Raw genomic sequence first — 18920 nt, forward strand, 5'->3', positions numbered from 1 at the left:
GCAGAGTCTACGCTTGCTTCTGCGTATTTCGCTGCGCGTCAGTAGCGCGCGGCGACGGGGCCGGGCGCCTTGCCGATCGGGGCCTTTCCAACCGGGCTCTTGCCAATCGGCATCTTGCCGATCGGCGCCTGCTCGGAATAGACGGGAACGGGCTGGCGGCGCGGCAGATCCGCAGCATTCGCAACCGTCACCAGAGCAAGCGTAGCACCCACGACAAATACAATCTTCTTCACAGTCATACCCCTAGAAGGTTTGGTCCAAAGACGGCACCGCCGTGCCCCCAGACACGCCTCACAGAAGGGCGGCCGAATGCGTCCACAGTGCGGCATCCGCGCGACATGTTGGCGGCATCTGCCGGGCGCGCGGAGACGTGATGTGTCTGAATGTTCGCCTTCGCGCCGCTCGTTGGTCAGTGATCGGCGCTGAGGCGGAAATGCATCTCGATCTTCGCGGGTGACGCATCGCCCGCCGCGCGCCAGGGTGAAAAGCCAGGGGTGGGATCAGGATCGGAGGGGAGATCGATCGGCCAGCTCTGCGTCGGCGAACCCGGAAGCGTCAGGCTGACGGCGCGGTGACGCGTTTTGTACGTCAACGATGTGGAGGCAATGATCGCTTTGCGCTCGCCTTCATGCGCGCGCCAGTTCGGAGGCAAATTGGCATTGGCATAACCTGTCGCTTCCTCGACCTCGATGTGCACATCCTCCGCCTTGTCCGGCAGCGTCATGCCGGCGGGAAGGCGAAACTCGATGTGGAGCGTCATGTAGCCGTGACTGAGATAGGGCGAGCGGATGAGTTCGTACCAGCCCCAATAGCCAAGGATTGCCGCGATGAGCAGAACGGTCAGAGCAAAGGGCGCAGAGAGCTGCGTGGTGCGGTGAGGCGTAGTGTCGGAGGTTTCCGTGGGCGGCTGTGGCGTTGCGTTCCGGACCAGGCCGAAGCGCACGAACAGCCAGATGCCGGCGATCAGGCCAACCACACCGCCGATCGGACCGATGTCGAAGAAGGCGCCCATGGCGATGCCGCCATCGCGGTCTGGCCCGGCCAGCGCGATCACCAGTGCGGCAAGGGCGGACCAGCCGGCGAGCGCGCCGAGCAGGGCGGAGAAGAGGCCGAGGATCAAGCGCATGTCCGGATTGGTCGCGCGGATGGGGATCGCGGTTCGAACCATCCCGAAGGATCGGGTGCCTTCACCCGATCCGGTTCAGGCTGTTCCTGATGGTCGAGAAGATGCCGCCGATGTCTTTCGCAGGCCGTCGAGCGCGTTGAAATTGTCGAAGATGCGGGCGAGGCGGTCCTCGACCTCGCGCTTGCTCTTGGTCAGCGCGTCGACGCGCGAGGCGAGGCTGACGTCGCCGCTCGCCTCGATCTCGCCGACGGTTTTGGCGAGGAGGTCGCGCGTCGTGCCGACGTCCGCGATCATGGCCTCGATTCCGAACACGGGCGCCTTCAGTGGGACGAGGTCAGCCTGCGACTTCGACAGCTCCGTCTTGAAGGCGTTCAGCGTCGCCAGCGTTTCCTGTAAGGCGCCGAGGCGCTGGCGCGACTGGAGAACAAAATCGTTCAGCGCATTCTGGCGGTCGGCAAGCGTCTTGCCCTCGGCGTCGATCTCGACACCGGCGAGCGAGCGTTCGAGCTGGGCCCGACGCTGGCCGAGTTCTTCGAAGTCGAGCCCGATCCCTTTCAGGATGTGGAAGCTGTCGTCGATGCGGGCCAGGCGCTGCTCGATCTCGACCTTGTTCTTCGACAGCGTCTCGACGCGGGTGCCAAGCGGCGCTTCGCCGACGGTTTCGAGCTCGTCGACGCTCTTGACGAGGCGCTCATGGCTAAGGCCCAGCTCGCCAATCAAGGCATTGAGGCCGGCGTCCGAGGCGCGCAGCGGCACCAGCTCGGCGTGGGACTTCGCCAGATCTTCCTTGTACTGGTTCAGGGTCGCAAAGGTGCCCTGGACCGTGCCGACCCGGGATAGCAACGTCGATACGTCGCGCGCGATGTCCTTGAGCCGGTCGGCGAGATTGTTCTTGCGGTCGTCGGTCTCGAGGTCGTGCAGCGAGCGTTCGAGCTGGTTCTGGCGGTCGCGGATCTCGGTGAAAACCGGCTCGACCGCGCGGCGCTGCTCGGCGACCTTGCCCACCATGTCGCGCAGTTCCTGCTGGCGGCGGCGGATTTCGGCGAGCTGGTCGTGCATGTCGGTAGATTCGTTGCGGCCCCGCTGCAGCAGGGCGCGCTGCTCGGTCTCGCCCAGCTTGTCATGGAGGGCGGAGACGGCCTCCCGGGGATCGCTCTCGATCAGATGCTGGACGGTAGCGTCGAGGTGGTTCTGCAGGGCATGAGCGACGACGACGTCCTCGCGGGTCTTCTTGAGGCGGTCGCGCAATGTGTCGAGGCGCCGGTCCTGGCGCGAGAGCCGCCAGGCGGAGGCGCCGATCAGTGCCAGCACCAGAGCCAGGATCGCGCCGGTCGCAAACCGCTGCGGGACAGGCAGGCCTCCGAACCAGGCAGGCAGGTGGCCGACATCGTAACCGAGCGCCTGCTGGGCGAAGATCGCGATGGCGGTGAGCAGAACAAACCAGGCAACCAGGAAAAACAGCCACATCGTGACTTCCTCACGCCGGCACACATTATCGCCATAATTGCTATTGGAGAGCGGAACCGAGATCAAGGGCGGCGCGGGCTTGCCGGATAGGTCCGGTCGCACGATCCACGGCTGAATGCGTCAGCCGATCGGTGGAGGAGAAGTTGGTTGCCGGGATTTCCCGAGCTTGGACGAAGTGTCCGTAGCCTGGATGGAGCGAAGCGCAAGCCGGGTTCTGCAAGCCTTGAGTGCCAGCCCCGGAGTTCGCTTCGCTCCATCCGGGCTACCGCACCGCGTTGGTGGCTACAGCCGAAACTCGTTGGTCAGCTCGCCGATGCTGTCGATCGCGACGGTCACGATGTTCACCGGCTCTTTCATCACGCCGACGCCGACCGAGGTGCCGACGGCAATGAGGTCGCCGGGGAGCAGGGTCATGTCGTGCGAGATCCTGCTGACCAGCTCCTGCGCGGAGAAGATCATGTCCGATATCAGATAGTTCTGCCGCTCCGCGCCGTTGAGGATGGTGCGGACCACCAGCTTTGCCGGATCGAGACCGGTGGCGATGACGGGGCCGAACGGGCCGTAATCGTCGATGCCCTTGGCCCGCGCCCATTGCGGGAAAGTGGGATCGCTGGTCAGGATGTCGTTGGCAGTGATGTCGTTGACGCAGGTGTACCCGAAGATGAAGCTGTCCGCGTCCGCCGGCGACACCCGGGCGCAGGTCTTGCCGATGACGATGCCGAGCTCGCCTTCATACGTGGTCTTGCCGTCGTAATAAGAGGGACGGCGGATCACCGCGCCGGGCGTCGTAATGCTGGTGGTGGCCTTCAGGAGGTAGAGCGGCTCCGGCGGCTCGGGCTGGTTGAGCTTGGCCGCGAGCGCGTGAAAATTGTTCCAGAGCGCGACGATCTTGCTGGGCGCGCAGGGCGCGAGCAGTTCGACCTCCGACAGCGCCAGCGTCCTGCCGGTGGCCGCATGGCGGCCGAACATCTCGCCCTCGTGCACGCTGATGCCTGACGAATTCAGCGTGCCGAACCCGGTCGCACCGCTATTGCGGAAGCGGAGCCATTGTTTGACCTCGCCAGCCATCACGCCACCGCCAGTGCGCGCGGATCCGATCGTGTCGAGATGCCGTCGTAGAGACCGGCGATGCGGGCGCGCTGGGTCACCATCGCCAGCACTGAATCGAGCGCGGGGGTGGCGATGCCGGTGAGGCGGCCCATCTCCTGCACGACGGTGACGAGCGGGTCGATCTCCATCGGACGGCCGCGCTCGAGATCCTGGAGCATCGAGGTCTTGTGCGCGCCGACCTTGCGGGCGCCTTCGATGCGGCGCTCGACGTCGACGCGGAATTTGACCCCGAACGTCTCGGCGATGCCTTGCGTCTCCATCATGATCGCGCGCGACAGCGCGCGGGTCGCCGGATCGGTGCAGATCACGTCGAGTGTTGCATGGGTGAGTGCGCTGATCGGGTTGAAGCAGACATTGCCCCACAGCTTGAGCCAGATCTCGTCGCGGATGCGGTCGAGCACCGGCGCTTTCAGCCCGGCTGCGACGAAGAGATCGGCGAGGCGTTGCACGTCCGAGGTGGTCTCGCCGGAGGGCTCGCCGAGCGGAAAGTTGTTGCCGTAGACGTGACGGATCACGCCGGGCGCCTCGATCTCGGTGGCGGGATAGACGATGCAGCCGATGGCGCGCTCGGCGCCGATTTCGCGCCACTGCCGTCCGCCGGGGTCGATGCTCTCCAGCGTCGAATTCTCGTATTGGCCGCCGTGCTTGTAGAAGTACCAATAGGGGATGCCGTTGACGGCGGTGACGATGCGGGTGTGGGGGCCGAGCAGCGGCTGCATTGTCTCGATCACGCCGGTGATCGAGTGCGCCTTCAGCGTGATGATGATGTAGTCCTGCACGCCGAGCTCGGCCGGATCGTCGGTGCAGCGCGGATGCACGGTGTGCTTCTCCTCGCCCGCGAGCAGCGTCAGGCCGCGCTCGCGCATCGCGGCAAGGTGCGCGCCGCGTGCGACCAGGCTGACGTCGGCGCCCGCGCGCGCGAGCTGAACCCCGAGATATCCACCGATTGCGCCGGCGCCGTAGATGCAGATCTTCATGGAATCCTCGCGGAGCAGCAGAAGCCGGATTTCGGGACGAAAGATCCGGTCCGGCTCGGAAGGGTCCGAGCCGGACCGGTAGTCGCAGGGGAAGTGAGGCGCTTTAAGCTGCTTGCGGCGTGCCGTTGAGTGCTTCGTCGATGACGGCCGCGATGTCGCGCATGCTGATGACCGAGACGAGGCTGTAATCGTCGATGACAGGCAGGTGCCGGATGTGATTCCGGTTCATCAGATGGCGGACGTGCTCGATCGTGTCGCTCGAGGTGCAGGACACGAGTTGCTGCACCGAGACGAGCTGCGAGACCTTGACGTTGACGGCATTGGCGCCGTGCTCAGCGACCGCGCGCACGACGTCGCGTTCGGTGAACATGCCGACCGCGGTGTTACCCTCGGAGCGGACCACGTCCTTCACCACCAGTGCGCTGATGTTGTTGGCGCGCATCAGCTTGGCGGCGATACCCACCGTTTCGTTCATTCGCACCGTGACAACGCGCGGTGTCTTCTTGCGCAGAATGTCTCCGACCAGCATTGCAACCTCCCTGGGTGAATGATGTGGCAAGTGTGGTATACATAATGCCAATCGTCAAGCGTCGGTTTGGCTGATCCGAAAATTCTTGCGGCAGCAATGCTGACATTTATCGTGAGCCAAAAAGAAAGGGGCGCATCGCTGCGCCCCTTTTCATCCGTGCAAGGTGCGTGTTCGTTATGCCGTCTCGGTCTTGGCGTTCCCCGTCGCGGCGTTGGCGCTCTCGGCTTCCTTGCCGAGGATGAAGGAGCGGCGCATCGGCTTGATCACGAACAGCGCCGTCAGGGCTGCCGTCGCGTTCAGCGCGACTGCGACCACGAACACGGCCTTCCAGCCATAGGTGGCCGAGATCACGCTTGCGAGCGGAACGAGCAGGGACGCCGTCCCCTTCGCCGTGTAGAGCATGCCGTTGTTGGTGGTTGCAAACTTCGAGCCGAAGGTGTCCCCGCAGGTCGCGGGGAACAACGAGTAGATCTCCCCGAACACGCCGAAATAGACCGCGGTGGCGAGCACGAAGACGACGGGCACGTGGCCATAGGCCGACAGCGTCAGCAGCATCAGCGCGGCGGTGCCGAAGGCGATGAACATGGTGTGCTCGCGGCCGATCGTGTCGGAGACGAAGCCGAAGAAGGGCCGTCCGAAACCGTCGAAGATGCGGTCGAGCGAGATCGCGAACGTCAATGCCGCCATCTGGAAGCCGGCGAGCGTGACCGGCGTGTCGGCGATCTTGAAGTCGTGCGCGATCGGGGCGATCTGCGCTGCGGTCATCAGGCCGCCGGAGGCAACCATGACGAAAACGAGATACATCACCCAGAAAACAGGGGTGCGCAGCACCTCGGGCGGGGTAAAGTCGATCTTGGTCTGCGGCAGATTGAGCTGCTTCTTCTTCGGCGGGATCGAAATCCGCGGCGGCTGGATGAAGAAGGCGAGCACGAAGACGATCACGCCCTGGCCGATGCCGAAGGTGAGAAACGCGTGCTGATAGCCGCTCGTTGCGATCATGGTCGCGATCGGCACGACGGTGAGTGCAGCGCCTGCGCCGAAGCCGGCGGCGGTCGCACCGGCGGCAAGGCCCCGGCGATCGGGAAACCATTTCAACGCATTGCCGACGCAGGTGCCGTACACCGCGCCCGCGCCCATGCCGCCGATGATCGCAGCCGCGTAAAGCAAGGTGAGGCTGTCGGCATAGGAATTGAGAATCCACGACAGTGCGATCATGACGCCGCCGAACATGATGACGATGCGCGGGCCGTATTTGTCGACGAACCAGGCCTCGATCGGCACCAGCCAGGTTTCGGTGACGACGAAGATGGTGAAAGCGAGTTGGATCGCGGCGCGTCCCCAATGGTGCGCGTGATCGATCGGATCGACGAACAGCGTCCAGCCGTATTGCAGGTTGGCGATCATCGCCATGCAGACGATGCCCATGACCAGCTGGAGCCAACGGAAACCTGTGCGAAGAGGCGCGGCCGTGACAGCGCCATCGGTGCTGGAAATCATCAAAAACCTCCCGAGCGCCTGTCTGGTTCGACACCGGTCGCAAGATGACCTGGTGTCGCAATATTGTGGCGTATCGTCGCAAGCGCGATGAGGACCTTGGTATACCATATTCCAGATTGCAAGCCCTATCTTGGCGCGCCACTGACAAAAATATGCGGGGTTCCGTTTGGGAACGGCGGACTCATGAAGACGTTGCGCAAAACGAAAACGCCCGGCCGTGAGGCCGGGCGTTTTGCACGAGAAGGCGCTTTTGGAGCGCGTCAGACAGTCGATTGCGCGACCACCACCTTGCGCCAGGGCTTGAGCACCGCGATCGCCAGCGCCGAGGCCAGGATGTTGGCGCCGGCTGCGATGATGAACACGTTGTCCCAACTGCCCGACGACTGCTGCATGTAGTTGCCGATCGGGACCAGCAGCGCGGCCGTACCCTTTGCGGTGTAGAGCAGGCCGGCATTGGTGGTCGCGAACTTGGCGCCGAACGTATCGGTGCAGGTCGAGGGAAACAACGAGTAGATCTCACCCCAGGCGAAGAACACGAAGCCCGAGAGCAGCACGAACCAGAGCGGATCCTGGCCCCAGAGGTAGAGCATCCAAATGCCGATACCTTCCATGCCGAAGGCGATGAACATCGTGTTCTCGCGGCCGATCATGTCGGAGATCCAGCCGAAGAACGGACGCGTCAGGCCGTTGAGCACGCGGTCGATCGTGGCCGCGAAGGTCACCGCGGTCATGGTCACCGCCATCAGCGTGACCGGCACGTTGTCGATCTTCCAGTCGGCCGCGATCGGCTTCAAATTGGCCGTCACCATCAGGCCGCCGGCGCCGACGATCACGAACATGAAGTACATCAGCCAGAAGATTGGCTGACGCAGCACTTCGGTCGGCTGATAGTTGCGGCGGGTCTGTTGCAGATTGGCGTTCGCCACCACGCTGGGCACCTGGCCTGCCTTGGGCGCCAGCAGGAAGAAGGCGAGAATGCAGATGATGATGCCTTGTCCGAGGCCGAAATAGAGGAAGGTGGTCTGAAAACCGCTGTCCTTGATCATGGCCTGGATCGGCGCGACGGTCAGCGCAGAGCCTGCACCGAAGCCCGCGGCCGTGATGCCTGCGGCAAGACCGCGCTTGTCCGGAAACCACTTCAGCGCGTTGCCGACGCAGGTGCCGTAGACGCCGCCGGCGCCGATGCCCGCGATGATCATGCCGAGATAGTAGCCGTTGAGCGTGGTCGCCTGCGCGTTGATCGCCCAGCCGGCGGCGCAGAGCACGCCGCCGACCAGGACGACGAGGCGCGGACCGTATTTGTCGACGAACCATCCTTCGATCGGCACGAGCCAGGTCTCGAACAGCACGAACAGGGTAAAGGCCCATTGGATCGACGCGCGATCCCAGCCGAACTTCTTCTGGATGTCGGGGACGAAGAACGTCCAGCCGTATTGATAGTTGGCGATCATCACCATCGCCGCGACACCGACCGCCAATTGCGTCCAGCGATACGTGTCGCTAACGCGCGCGGCTGTCGGGGCGGTTGCTTGCACCATGTCCGTCATAAAGCCTCCCGTGGCGCCTCTCATTTTTCTGCGAGCGCTGGAACGGCATTCTTGTATGCATTATGCCAAGCTTCAAGCGCTGGTCCGGTCACCGTGCGCAAATGCCGCAGGACCTTGCCCGGTTGCGGCTGTGACTCAGGACAGCACAAGTAGAAATGGCCCCGTCATCCGGGGCCATTCATCAAAAGTAGTATGCGGACTGATCTAGAACCGTCTGCCGCTGTGCGCGCAGGGCGGGAGCCTGCCCGGGTCACAGGCCAAAGCGCGGCAGGTCGCCGTTATGATTCGAGATCCTGGCGCTCGCCATCAGGAGGCGGTCGATCGTGGCCATCAGGCGGGCGAACAGCGAGGAGGAGGGCGCGAGAGCGACGGAAGCGGTCTTGGACATCGAATTCCCTTTCTTGAGACGGTCAGTAGTGCTGTCTCATTTCGAAAGGGAATTTATGTATACCAGATGCCAAAGTCTATGCATGCCATTGCATAGCAGCATTTAGCTCTTCGCATTGCAGCATAACAATCCGTTAAATGGGCCGGTTTGAGCGGGATATGCCCAAGACCGGCCGAAACTGAACCATTTGACCGTCGATGTCCAAAAACGGAGCCTTGGCAGCGGTACACGAAGCCGTTAGTGGTCTGCCCCCTTCCAATCATCTGTCAGAGTGGTTCATGTCGAGCGCCTCGCCCGCCGTCTCGATCGGCATCGATTTTGGGACCAGCAACACGGTCGTGGCCCTTGCAGCGGACGACCGTCGGGTCGAGGCCATCCGCTTCGACCATGGCGGACAGCGCCACAGCGTCTTCGTGTCGGCGCTGTGTTTCTGGGAGGACCGGCCGGGCGCCGGCGCCCAGGCCGAAGGCGGCCCGTGGGCGATCGAGCAGTTCCTCGAAGGACGACATGTCTACCGCTTCCTCCAGTCGTTCAAGACCTTCGCCGCGAGCTCCAGCTTCAACACCACCCAGGTGTTCCGGCAGCGCTACAAGTTCGAGGATATTTTGGCGGCGTTCCTGCGGACGCTGGCGCGTCATGGCTGCGATAAATTCGGCTTCGAGACGTCCACCATCACGGTCGGTCGCCCCGTGCGCTTTGCGGGCGGCAATCCCGACGAGGCGCTGGCGATGCAACGTTACCGGGCCGCGTTCGAGCGCCTTGGGGCCGGCCACGCCCGCTACGTCTACGAGCCTGTCGGGGCCGCGTTCTCCTTCGCCCGCCGGCTGGAGCGCGATGCGACCGTGCTGGTCGCGGATTTCGGCGGCGGCACCAGCGATTTCTCGGTGATGCGGTTCTCGCGTGCCGGCGGTTCCTTGCGCGCCGAGCCGCTCGGCCATGCCGGCATCGGGATTGCGGGCGACACCTTCGATTACCGCATCGTCGATCACGTCGTCTCGCCGCGGCTGGGCAAGGGCTCGAGCTTCCGCTCGTTCGACAAGGTGCTACCGATCCCCACCGGCCACTACACCAATCTCGCGCGCTGGCATCAGCTCGCGATGATGAAGAGCAACGGCGACCTGCGCGAACTCCGGGAGCTTGCGCGCACCGCGGTGAAGCCGGCTCTGCTCGAGGATTTCATCACCATCGTCGATCTCGACCTCGGCTTTGCGCTGTACCGCGCGGTGTCCGACGCCAAGGTCGCACTGTCGGCGCAGGACCAGGTAGAGTTCCGCTTCAAAGGCGGTGGCGTCGACATCCGCTCGACCATCACGCGGAAGAATTTCGAAGCCTGGATTGCCGACGATATCGCGAGGCTCGGGGCTACCGTCGACAAGGTGCTTGGCGAAGCCGGCATTACCGCGCGCGAGATCGAGAAGGTGTTTTTGACCGGCGGCACGTCCTTCGTGCCAGCCGTTCGAAGACTGTTCGCCGAGCGGTTCGGCAACGAACGGCTGATGTCAGGCGACCAGTTCGAGTCGATCGCCTACGGCCTTGCTTTGATCGGACATAGCCCGGATCCCGACCGCTGGACCGCAAGTGGCGGCCTCCAGTCGAGGGCGGGCGCGTAGCCTGCGGTACGCGCGGCCGCCCCTAAGTCCCGTCCGGTCGCTATTGCTTGATCTCAGGCTCGACGAGCTTCGCCAGATTGCGCAGCGATTCCTGCCAGCCGAGATAACATGCCTCCGGCGGGATGACGTCGGGTATGCCGGCCTGCGTGATATCCAGCTCAGTGCCGACGGATACTTTCTTCAGGATCACGGTGACCTGGATCTCGCCCGGCAGATTGGGATCGTCGAACCTGTCGGTGTAGCGGAGACGTTCGCCGGGGACGAGCTCGAGATATTCGCCGCCGAAGGCGTGGCTGTTGCCCGTCGTGAAGTTGCGGAACGACATCTTGAACGTGCCCCCGACCTTGGGCTCGAAATGATGGACGGTGCAGGTGAAGCCGTTCGGCGGAAGCCATTTCGCCAGCGCATCCGCCTCCAGGAAGGCGCGATAGACTTTCTGCGGGCTGGTCGTCAAAACGCGGTGCAGGTGGACAGTGCTGGGCATGAAGTCTTCCTCGTGAAGCGCCGGGCTCGACGTCAGCGTCTATGCCCGTTCATGTCCAGATGACGGACGAGGTGCCGCCGATCCGACGGGGCATCTCGAATTTTTTGATGGATCCACGCATGTGGCGCTCGGCAGCACTCCCAAAGCAGCTCGCCGGCGGCGAACGATGAGCGCCGAATAGCACACGTCCTGTGCCTACCGCCGGGCTCCCGAGCCGTTAAATTCGGCCAAGCCTTGCAAATAGCGAGGATGTGGTATACGTTGAGGCTGTTCGTTCAGCCGCTGTGCCTTGTTGAATGCGCCCGCGGGCTCCTTTTCCATAGACATCGACGAATAGAATTTGTTCTGCGTGACGAGCACGCGGAACCTGCGCGTATGCGCTTTGGAGAAGAAAATGACGACAGGTACTGTGAAGTGGTTTAACGGCCAGAAGGGCTTTGGATTCATTCAGCCGAACGACGGCGGCAACGATGTGTTCGTTCACATCAGCGCGGTCGAGCGGGCTGGTCTTGCAGGTCTCGCTGAAGGCCAAAAGGTCAACTTCGAGCTCAAGACCGACAAGATGCGGGGCAAGGTCAGCGCCGAGAATCTCTCGCTGGCCTAAAGCCTTGGTGCCGTTTCACGGATGTGCTGAAACGGCCATGCCACCCGCTCGATCCCAGGATTGAGCGGGTTTTTGTCCGTTGCAGAGCAGGGTGAATAATGAGCGCCAAGAGACCGGCCGAACCGTCACCCGAAAGCATCGCGCGTACTAACCGTCAGCGGTTGGCCGCAGAGGAAGGCGCTCGGGCGATGGTGGATGTTGGAAAGCAAGCCGTCGATGTTCGCAAGAACATGGCGCGGCTTCGAGAGCTGCGCGAAGCCAAGGAAGCGGCAGACGCCGCCCTTCAGGCATCATTGCCCGCCGCCACCCCGACGAAGCGCAAGAAGAAGGTGACGCCATAGCTGGCTTCCATTGCGCCGACGACACCTCGGAGAGGGCCGATCACATGCCAAAGAGTGCGGGTCGTGCCTAGAATCAAGTCGGATGGCGGAGGCACCATCACCTTCTTTCTCGCGCTTGGCGCGGGACGACAGATGTGCCGTCTTGCGACGACCTTCCTGACGCAGAAGCAGGCTTTCAGTTATCTTCGCAAGAACCGGACCGAGTTCGAGCGCATGGCGCGGGCGCGGCTCGCTTCTGGTGCAGTCGAAGACGGAATCGTCGTGCTATCGATGCTGTAGGGCAGGCGCAGATTTCAGTGCCGCGCCTTCAGCGCAATCCGCGATCGGAGTCTGGGACCGACGCTCTTATTCGGAGCCGCTTCCCGGCTTCGCCTCCCGGGCCAATCGCTCCGCTTTCAGCCGTTCGCGATTCTCGTTGAAGGAGTTCTGATCCTTCGCATAGTCATTGATCGGCTTCTGCGTTGTCGCAGGCTTGAACGCCTTGTTGGCTTCACGCTTGGCGCGATCAGAGGATTGATCTTTCGACATTTAAGCCCTCAATTTGATCAACGAGCGTGGTCCTGGCGAGTGCCGGACGCGACGCCACCTGTACCCGAACTGAAAGGCCGACTTGCCATCCTCGGAAGCGGAGGCGACCAGTTCTTCAGCGTGGGGCAGGGTCTTTGCGAGGCGTGCTGCACTCGCCGTGGAGATTGCATGCTGGCTTTTCCGGGCATGCTCGCATTTCCGGGAGCACACCGGTCGAGGAGTAACGGCCGGCCACCGCATCTGTTCCTCGCGAAACAATCTTTAATCCAGCCTTGGCGGCGCGGCAAGCGCGCCGATCGTGCGATGCAGCCTTTGCGCGCCAACAAAAAGGCCGCCGAAGCCGGCGGCCTTTCGCGTCGTGAGATAAGCCCGCTTACTCCGCGGCCTGCTTTTGCGGCGGATCGAGCGCGCCGGACTTGTGGATATCGGCGACCTGATGGTCCGAGAAGCCAAGCACGGTGCGCAGGATCTCGTCGGTGTGCTCGCCGAGCAGCGGGGAGCGCTCCACCTCGCTCGGGGAGTCCGACAGCTTGATCGGGTTGCCGACCGAGATGTACTTGCCGCGGGTGGGGTGGTCGACCTCGACCACGGTGCCGGTCGCGCGCAGCGACTGGTCTTCGGCGATCTCCTTCATCGACAGGATCGGGCCGCAGGGGATGTCGTCCTTGTTGAGGATTTCCATCGCCTCGAACTTCGTCTTCGTCATCGTCCACTGTTCGATGCGGCCGAAGATTTCGTTGAGGCGCGGCAGGCGGACGGCCGGCTTGGCGTAGTTCGGATCGGTCTTCCAGGAGGGCTCACCGATCACGTCGCAGATCTTCTCCCAGACCGGGGCCTGGGTGATGAAGTAGATGTAGGCGTTGGGATCGGTCTCCCACCCCTTGCACTTCAGGATGCGGCCGGGCTGGCCGCCGCCGGAATCGTTGCCCGCACGCGGCACGGCATCACCGAACGGAATGCCTTCGCCGAACTGGCTGTATTCCTTGAGTGGACCATGGGCGAGGCGCTGCTGGTCGCGCAGCTTGACGCGCGCGAGGTTGAGCACGCCGTCCTGCATCGCGGCCGTCACCTTCTGGCCCTTGCCGGAATGGGTGCGCTGATAGAGTGCGGTGACGATGCCGAGCGCCAGATGCAGACCGGTGCCGCTGTCGCCGATCTGCGCGCCGGTGACCAGCGGCAGGCCGTCGCGGAAGCCGGTGGTGGAGGCGGCGCCGCCGGTGCACTGTGCGACATTCTCATAGACCTTGCAGTCTTCGTACGGTCCGGGACCGAAGCCCTTGATCGAGGCGACGATCATCTTCGGGTTGATCGCCTGGATCTTCTCCCAGGGGAAGCCCATGCGGTCGAGCACGCCGGGACCGAAGTTCTCGACCAGCACGTCGCACTTCTTGATCAGCTCGGTGAGGACTTCCTTGCCCTTGGGGTTCTTGGTGTCGAGCGTGATCGAGCGCTTGTTGTGGTTGAGCATGGTGAAATACAGGCTGTCCACGTTCGGGATGTCCTGCAGCTGGCCGCGGGTGATGTCACCGACACCTGGACGTTCCACCTTGATCACGTCGGCGCCGAACCATGCGAGCAACTGCGTGCAGGTCGGCCCGGACTGGACGTGGGTGAAGTCGAGAATGCGAACGCCCTCGAGCGCTTTTGTCATCGTGTTGCTCCGTACTCTGATCTACCCTGCACCCGCAGGGACCTTATGGGTTGAAGGGGAGTGCTTACTTCTTCTTCTGCAGAACGCTCTGCGGATTGAGGTTGCCGATGCGACCGCTTTCGGAACCGGCGGCTGGATCGATCACGGCGTTGATGAGCGTCGGCTTGCCCGAGGCCATGGCTTCGTTGACGGCGCGCTTGAGCTCGTCCGGCGAGGTCGCGTTCACGCCGATGCCGCCGAAGGCTTCCATCATCTTGTCGTAGCGGGCGCCCTTGACGAACACGGTCGTCGCCGGATCGGCGTTGACGCTGTTGACGTCGGTACCGCGATAGATGCCGTCATTGTTGAAGATGACGACGCAGATCGGCAAATTGTAGCGGCAGATGGTCTCGACCTCCATGCCGGAGAAGCCGAAGGCCGAGTCGCCTTCGACCGCGAGCACGGGATGGCCGGTCTCGAGAGCCGCCGCGATCGCCTGACCCATGCCAATACCCATCACGCCCCAGGTGCCGACGTCGAGACGCTTGCGCGGCTTGTACATGTCGATGACGCCGCGGGCGAGGTCGAGCGTGTTGGCGCCCTCGTTGACGAGGATCGCCTCGGGATGATCCTTGATGACGTTCTTCAGCACGCCGAGCGCGCCGTGATAGTCCATCGGCGATTTGTTGTTCATGAGCTTCGGCGCCATCTTGGCGACGTTCTCTTCGCGCTTGGTCGAAATCGCCTTGGTCCATTCGGCCGGCGGGGCGGTCCAGCCCGAAGCCATCGCCTGATTGAAGGCGGAGACGACCGAGTCGATGTCGCCGACGACGGGCGCGACGATCTCGACGTTGGAGTCCATTTCCCTGGGCTCGATGTCGACCTGGATGAACTTCTTGGGCGCTTCGCCCCAGTTCTTGCCTTTGCCGTGCGAGAGCAGCCAGTTCAGCCGGGCGCCGATCAGCAGCACGACGTCGGATTCTTTCAGCACCGTCGAGCGGGCGGCGCCTGCGCACTGCGGATGCGTATCGGAGAGGAGGCCCTTGGCCATGCTCATCGGCAGGAAGGGGATGCCGCTCTTCTCGACGAAGGTTTTGATCTCCTCATCGGCCTGCGCGTAGGCCGCGCCCTTGCCGAGGATGATGAGCGGACGTTTTGCGCTCTTCAAAACATCAAGCGCGCGCTTGATCGAAGCGGGCGAGGGGATCTGCGCGGGAGCCGCGTCGATCACCTTGACCAGCGACTTTCGGCCGGCATCGGCGTTCATTACCTGACCGAACAGTTTTGCCGGAAGGTCGAGATAGACGCCGCCGGGACGGCCGGAGACGGCGGCACGGATGGCACGGGCAAGCCCGATGCCGATGTCTTGGGCGTGCAGCACGCGATAGGCTGCCTTGCACAGCGGCTTGGCGATGGCGAGCTGGTCCATCTCTTCGTAGTCGCCCTGCTGGAGGTCGACGATCTCGCGCTCGGAGGAGCCCGAGATCAGGATCATCGGGTAGCAGTTGGTGGTGGCGTGCGCGAGTGCGGTGAGACCGTTGAGGAAGCCGGGCGCGGAAACGGTCAGGCAGATGCCGGGCTTCTTGGTGAGGTAGCCGGCGATGCCCGCGGCATAACCGGCGTTCTGCTCGTGGCGGAACGAAATCATGCGAATACCGGCCGCCTGGGCCATGCGACCCAAATCCGTGATCGGGATGCCCGGCACATTGTAGATGGTGTTGATGCCGTTCAGCTTGAGCGCGTCGATGACGAGATGAAAACCATCCGTCAATTCCTGCTCGGTGCCCGGTGCTTCGGACTTGGTCGCGGTATTCAGCATGGGCCTTGTCTCCCTGGTCTCAAGATGCCGTTTCAGGCTTTTGGGGGCGATGCCTCGCCCTTCTGGTGAACGTTGCTGGCTAGAAGAGTTCCTGACCATGCGCTTCGACGTAAGCGGCAAGGCCAAGGGTGTGATCGCGGGCGCGCTTCTCGGCGAGTTCGGTATCGCGCGCCTCCAGGGCTTCGATCATGCCGAGATGCTCGGGTAACGACGTCGCGGTGCGGTCCTTGCGTCCGATGGTCAATTGCCGATAGCCACGCACGTGCAGCAGCAGGTCGTTGGTGAGATCGACCAGCACCGGCGATTCCGACAGCGAGATCAGCGCCTGGTGGAAGGCGATGTTGGCGCGCGAATATTCCTCGACATGATCCTCGGGGAGGCGGTCTTTGCCAAAATCCTTGAAGTAGTCGCGCAGCGCCGTGATGTCTTTCTTGCGCGCCGTGGCGGTGATGAGACGGGCCGCCATGCTCTCCAGCGCCGCCCAGGCGCGGATCATGTCGACGATCTCGCTCTTGGTCCTTCGCACCACCATGATGCCGCGGCGCGGAACCGTCTTCACGAAACCGTCCTGCTCGAGCATCGCGATGGCTTCGCGGATCGGCGTGCGGCTCACGCCCAGGCGCTCGGACAACGCGCGCTCGTCGAGCATCACCGGCTCGGGCGTCGAGTAGATGTCCATCTTGAGGATGGCTTCCTTCAAGGCGTCATACGCCTTGTTCTTGAAGCTCGACTCCGGGGCAATACGAACGATTGCGATATCTGCCTCGGCCATGTTCGGCAACGCCTTGGTTGGTTTCCGCAGTGACACGACGAATCTCCTCCAGTGGGAGTCGTCTTTTACAGGATTATTAACGGGAAAGTTTTTGGCATACCAAATACCAGAATGTCAAGCTGCCTATTTTTTGCAGCGTTCTAAGGTGCGCTGCAGCTTGACAAGTTGGCTTCTGGCATACCAAATGCCATCGCCAGCCATTTTTAATCCAAGCCGGCGGAGTAATCTCGGCTTTATGCCACTCCGTTCCGCGACATGGAACAGAGCGCGGCGAATGGAAAAGCATCACGGGGCAGCCGCAACACGCGCGCGCTTTGAGAACGCAAGAACCAAGGTCAAGGGAGAAGCCACATGTCCAATTCCAAAGATGCCGTCCGCAAGGTGCTTGACCAGGTCAAGGCGGACAAGCGCACCAGCCTGACCGCGCCGGAAGGTAAGCTGGTCTGCGACGCCTATGGCATTGCGGTGCCGAAGGAGGGGGTGGCGAAGTCGGCCGGCGAGGCCGGCAAGATGGCCGCCTCGATGGGTTTCCCGGTGGTGATGAAGATCGTCTCGCCGGACATTCTCCACAAGACCGAAGCCGGCGGCGTCATCGTTGGCCTCAAGTCGGCCGAGGACGCCGAGAAGGCCTACGAGACCATTCTCGGCAACGCCAGGAAGTACAAGTCTGATGCCAAGATCGAGGGTGTCCAGGTGCAGCAGATGCTGGCCGGCGGCACCGAAGTGATCGTCGGGTCGATCACCGACGCCTCGTTCGGCAAGCTGGTTGCCTTCGGTCTCGGCGGCGTGCTGGTCGAAGTCCTGAAGGACATCACCTTCCGCCTCGCGCCCGCGACCAAGCAAGATGCGCTGTCGATGCTCGACGGCATCCAGGCGCACGAAATTTTGAAGGGCGTTCGCGGCGGTGAGCCGGTGAACCGCACCGCGCTCGCCGATGTCATCGTCAAGGTCTCGCAGCTCGTCACCGATTTCCCCGAGATCGTCGAGCTCGATCTCAACCCGGTGTTCGCGACGGCCAAGGACGCGATCGCGGCCGACGTCCGCATCGTCGTCGACTTCGCTTACGTGCCCAAGCCGAAGCCGCGCCCGACCGAAGAGATCGTCGCGGCGATGAGCCGCATCATGCAGCCGAAGGCGGTTGCCGTGGTCGGCGCTTCGGCCGAAGACGGCAAAATCGGCAATTCCGTGATGAAGAACCTCATCAACGGCGGCTACAAGGGCGACATCTACCCGATCCATCCCAAGGCCGCCGAGATCCTCGGCTACAAAGCCTACAAGAGCGTCAAGGACGTGCCCGGTGTGATCGACACCGCGGTGTTCGCAATTCCCGCGAAGTTCGTGGCCGCGGCGCTCACCGAATGCGGCGAGAAGAAAATTCCCGGCGCGGTTCTGATCCCGTCGGGCTTCGCGGAAGCCGGGGCGCCGGAACTCCAGGCCGAGATCGTCGAAGTCGGCAAGAAGTACGACATCCGCCTGATGGGACCGAACATCTACGGCTTCTATTATACGCCTGCCAATCTCTGCGCGACCTTCTGCACCGCCTATGACGTCAAGGGCCATGCGGCACTGTCTTCGCAATCGGGCGGCATCGGCATGGCCATCATCGGCTTCTCCCGTTCGGCCAAGATGGGCGTGTCGGCGATCGTCGGCCTCGGCAACAAGTCCGACATCGACGAGGACGATCTGCTCGCCTTCTTCGAGCAGGACTCGAACACCAACCTGATCGCGCAGCACTGCGAAGACCTCAAGGACGGCCGCGCCTTTGCGGAAGCGGCAAAGCGCGTCTCCAAGAAAAAACCGGTCATCGTGCTCAAGGCCGGCCGCACCTCCGCCGGTGCGAAGGCGGCCTCGTCGCACACCGGCGCGCTCGCCGGCAACGACAAGATCTACGAGGATGTCCTGGCGCAGTCCGGCGTGATCCGCGCCCGTAGCTTGCGGCAACTGCTCGAGTTCGCGCGCGGCGTGCCGGTGCTGCCGACGCCGAAGGGCGAGAACGTGCTGATCATCACCGGCGCCGGCGGGTCGGGCGTGCTGCTGTCGGACTCCTGCGTCGACAACGGCCTGTCGCTGATGGCGATGCCGGCGGATCTGGATGCGGCCTTCCGCAAGTTCATCCCGCCGTTTGGCGCGGCCGGAAATCCCGTGGACATCACCGGTGGCGAGCCGCCGATCACCTACGTCAATACGGTGAAGCTCGGCCTGACGGACGAGCGCATCCATTCGCTCATTCTCGGCTACTGGCACACCATCGTCACACCGCCGATGGTGTTCGCCCGCAACATGGTCGAGGTGAAGAAGGAGATGGAGGCCAAGGGCTTCGTGAAGCCGATCGTCGCCTCGCTCGCCGGCGACGTCGAGGTCGAGGAGGCCGCCGAATATCTCTACCAGAACGGCATCCCGGCCTATGCATACTCGACCGAGCTGCCGGTGGAAGTGCTCGGCGCCAAGTACAAATGGGCGCGCGGGGCAGGGCTGCTCTGAGTCGACGATG

At 63.1% G+C, this 18920-nt stretch carries 19 protein-coding genes; 5 read left to right on the top strand and 14 right to left on the bottom strand.

Annotated features, from left to right (window positions below; all coding sequences use genetic code 11):
• Window positions 1-38: 38 nt before the first annotated feature.
• From N551_RS0124460 to N551_RS38990, 9 genes are all read right to left on the bottom strand, one after another.
• Complete coding sequence (locus N551_RS0124460) at window positions 39-239, bottom strand: hypothetical protein (protein ID WP_007608336.1); 201 nt, start codon at window positions 237-239, stop codon at window positions 39-41.
• 170 nt (window positions 240-409) lie between these two features.
• On the bottom strand, window positions 410-1168 hold the full coding sequence (locus N551_RS0124465; protein ID WP_027569138.1) for a hypothetical protein: 759 nt from the start codon (window positions 1166-1168) through the stop codon (window positions 410-412).
• A 33-nt stretch (window positions 1169-1201) separates the two neighbouring features.
• Window positions 1202-2593: a hypothetical protein gene (locus N551_RS36220; RefSeq protein ID WP_245287844.1), complete on the bottom strand. Its 1392-nt coding sequence runs from the start codon at window positions 2591-2593 to the stop codon at window positions 1202-1204.
• A gap of 282 nt (window positions 2594-2875) precedes the next feature.
• On the bottom strand, window positions 2876-3661 hold the full coding sequence (locus tag N551_RS0124475) for a fumarylacetoacetate hydrolase family protein (RefSeq protein WP_035962185.1): 786 nt from the start codon (window positions 3659-3661) through the stop codon (window positions 2876-2878).
• Window positions 3661-4680, bottom strand: a complete 1020-nt coding sequence (locus N551_RS0124480) for a 2-dehydropantoate 2-reductase (RefSeq protein WP_027569140.1) — start codon at window positions 4678-4680, stop codon at window positions 3661-3663. Before N551_RS0124480 ends, N551_RS0124475 begins: the two co-directional genes overlap by 1 nt.
• Before the next feature lie 103 nt (window positions 4681-4783).
• Window positions 4784-5209 carry a CBS domain-containing protein gene (locus N551_RS0124485; protein WP_027569141.1) on the bottom strand — a complete coding sequence of 142 codons (426 nt, stop codon included), beginning with the start codon at window positions 5207-5209 and terminating at the stop codon, window positions 4784-4786.
• 174 nt (window positions 5210-5383) lie between these two features.
• On the bottom strand, window positions 5384-6706 hold the full coding sequence (gene oxlT, locus N551_RS0124490) for an oxalate/formate MFS antiporter (RefSeq protein WP_027569142.1): 1323 nt from the start codon (window positions 6704-6706) through the stop codon (window positions 5384-5386).
• A gap of 260 nt (window positions 6707-6966) precedes the next feature.
• Window positions 6967-8253 (bottom strand): oxalate/formate MFS antiporter, encoded by a 1287-nt coding sequence (oxlT, locus tag N551_RS0124495; protein WP_027569143.1) that lies wholly within the window; start codon window positions 8251-8253, stop codon window positions 6967-6969.
• 250 nt (window positions 8254-8503) lie between these two features.
• Complete coding sequence (locus tag N551_RS38990) at window positions 8504-8641, bottom strand: hypothetical protein (RefSeq protein WP_197031186.1); 138 nt, start codon at window positions 8639-8641, stop codon at window positions 8504-8506.
• Window positions 8642-8919: 278 nt separating this feature from the next.
• On the opposite strand from N551_RS38990, the gene N551_RS0124505 reads away from it, so the two are divergent.
• Window positions 8920-10251 carry an Hsp70 family protein gene (locus N551_RS0124505; RefSeq protein ID WP_027569144.1) on the top strand — a complete coding sequence of 444 codons (1332 nt, stop codon included), beginning with the start codon at window positions 8920-8922 and terminating at the stop codon, window positions 10249-10251.
• Window positions 10252-10291: 40 nt separating this feature from the next.
• Here the strand turns inward: N551_RS0124505 and N551_RS0124510 are convergent, their stop codons facing one another.
• Entirely contained in the window at window positions 10292-10735 is a 444-nt protein-coding gene (locus N551_RS0124510; RefSeq protein ID WP_027569145.1) for an SRPBCC family protein, read from the bottom strand.
• 394 nt (window positions 10736-11129) lie between these two features.
• On the opposite strand from N551_RS0124510, the gene N551_RS0124515 reads away from it, so the two are divergent.
• The 3 genes from N551_RS0124515 (at window position 11130) to N551_RS0124525 (ending at window position 11959) form a co-directional block, all read left to right on the top strand.
• The gene (locus N551_RS0124515; protein WP_007593324.1) at window positions 11130-11339 is read left to right on the top strand and encodes a cold-shock protein; all 210 of its coding nucleotides are present in this window, start codon (window positions 11130-11132) and stop codon (window positions 11337-11339) included.
• Between the two features lie 98 nt (window positions 11340-11437).
• Entirely contained in the window at window positions 11438-11680 is a 243-nt protein-coding gene (locus N551_RS0124520; protein ID WP_007593322.1) for a hypothetical protein, read from the top strand.
• Between the two features lie 54 nt (window positions 11681-11734).
• A complete protein-coding gene (locus tag N551_RS0124525; protein WP_027569146.1) occupies window positions 11735-11959 on the top strand; it encodes a hypothetical protein in 225 nt (74 codons plus the stop codon).
• Window positions 11960-12025: 66 nt separating this feature from the next.
• On the opposite strand, the gene N551_RS0124530 is transcribed toward N551_RS0124525, so the two are convergent.
• The 4 genes from N551_RS0124530 to N551_RS0124545 form a co-directional block, all read right to left on the bottom strand.
• On the bottom strand, window positions 12026-12208 hold the full coding sequence (locus N551_RS0124530) for a hypothetical protein (RefSeq protein WP_007608360.1): 183 nt from the start codon (window positions 12206-12208) through the stop codon (window positions 12026-12028).
• Between the two features lie 373 nt (window positions 12209-12581).
• Entirely contained in the window at window positions 12582-13859 is a 1278-nt protein-coding gene (gene frc / locus N551_RS0124535; protein ID WP_007608365.1) for a formyl-CoA transferase, read from the bottom strand.
• Between the two features lie 64 nt (window positions 13860-13923).
• Window positions 13924-15657: an oxalyl-CoA decarboxylase gene (gene oxc, locus N551_RS0124540; RefSeq protein ID WP_027569147.1), complete on the bottom strand. Its 1734-nt coding sequence runs from the start codon at window positions 15655-15657 to the stop codon at window positions 13924-13926.
• A 79-nt stretch (window positions 15658-15736) separates the two neighbouring features.
• Complete coding sequence (locus N551_RS0124545) at window positions 15737-16429, bottom strand: GntR family transcriptional regulator (protein WP_197031202.1); 693 nt, start codon at window positions 16427-16429, stop codon at window positions 15737-15739.
• A gap of 351 nt (window positions 16430-16780) precedes the next feature.
• Between N551_RS0124545 and N551_RS0124550 the strand changes: the two genes are divergently transcribed.
• Entirely contained in the window at window positions 16781-18910 is a 2130-nt protein-coding gene (locus tag N551_RS0124550) for an acetate--CoA ligase family protein (RefSeq protein WP_027569148.1), read from the top strand.
• The last annotated feature ends 10 nt before the right edge of the window (window positions 18911-18920 follow it).

The organism is Bradyrhizobium sp. URHA0013 (assembly GCF_000518345.1).
GTDB lineage: Bacteria > Pseudomonadota > Alphaproteobacteria > Rhizobiales > Xanthobacteraceae > Bradyrhizobium.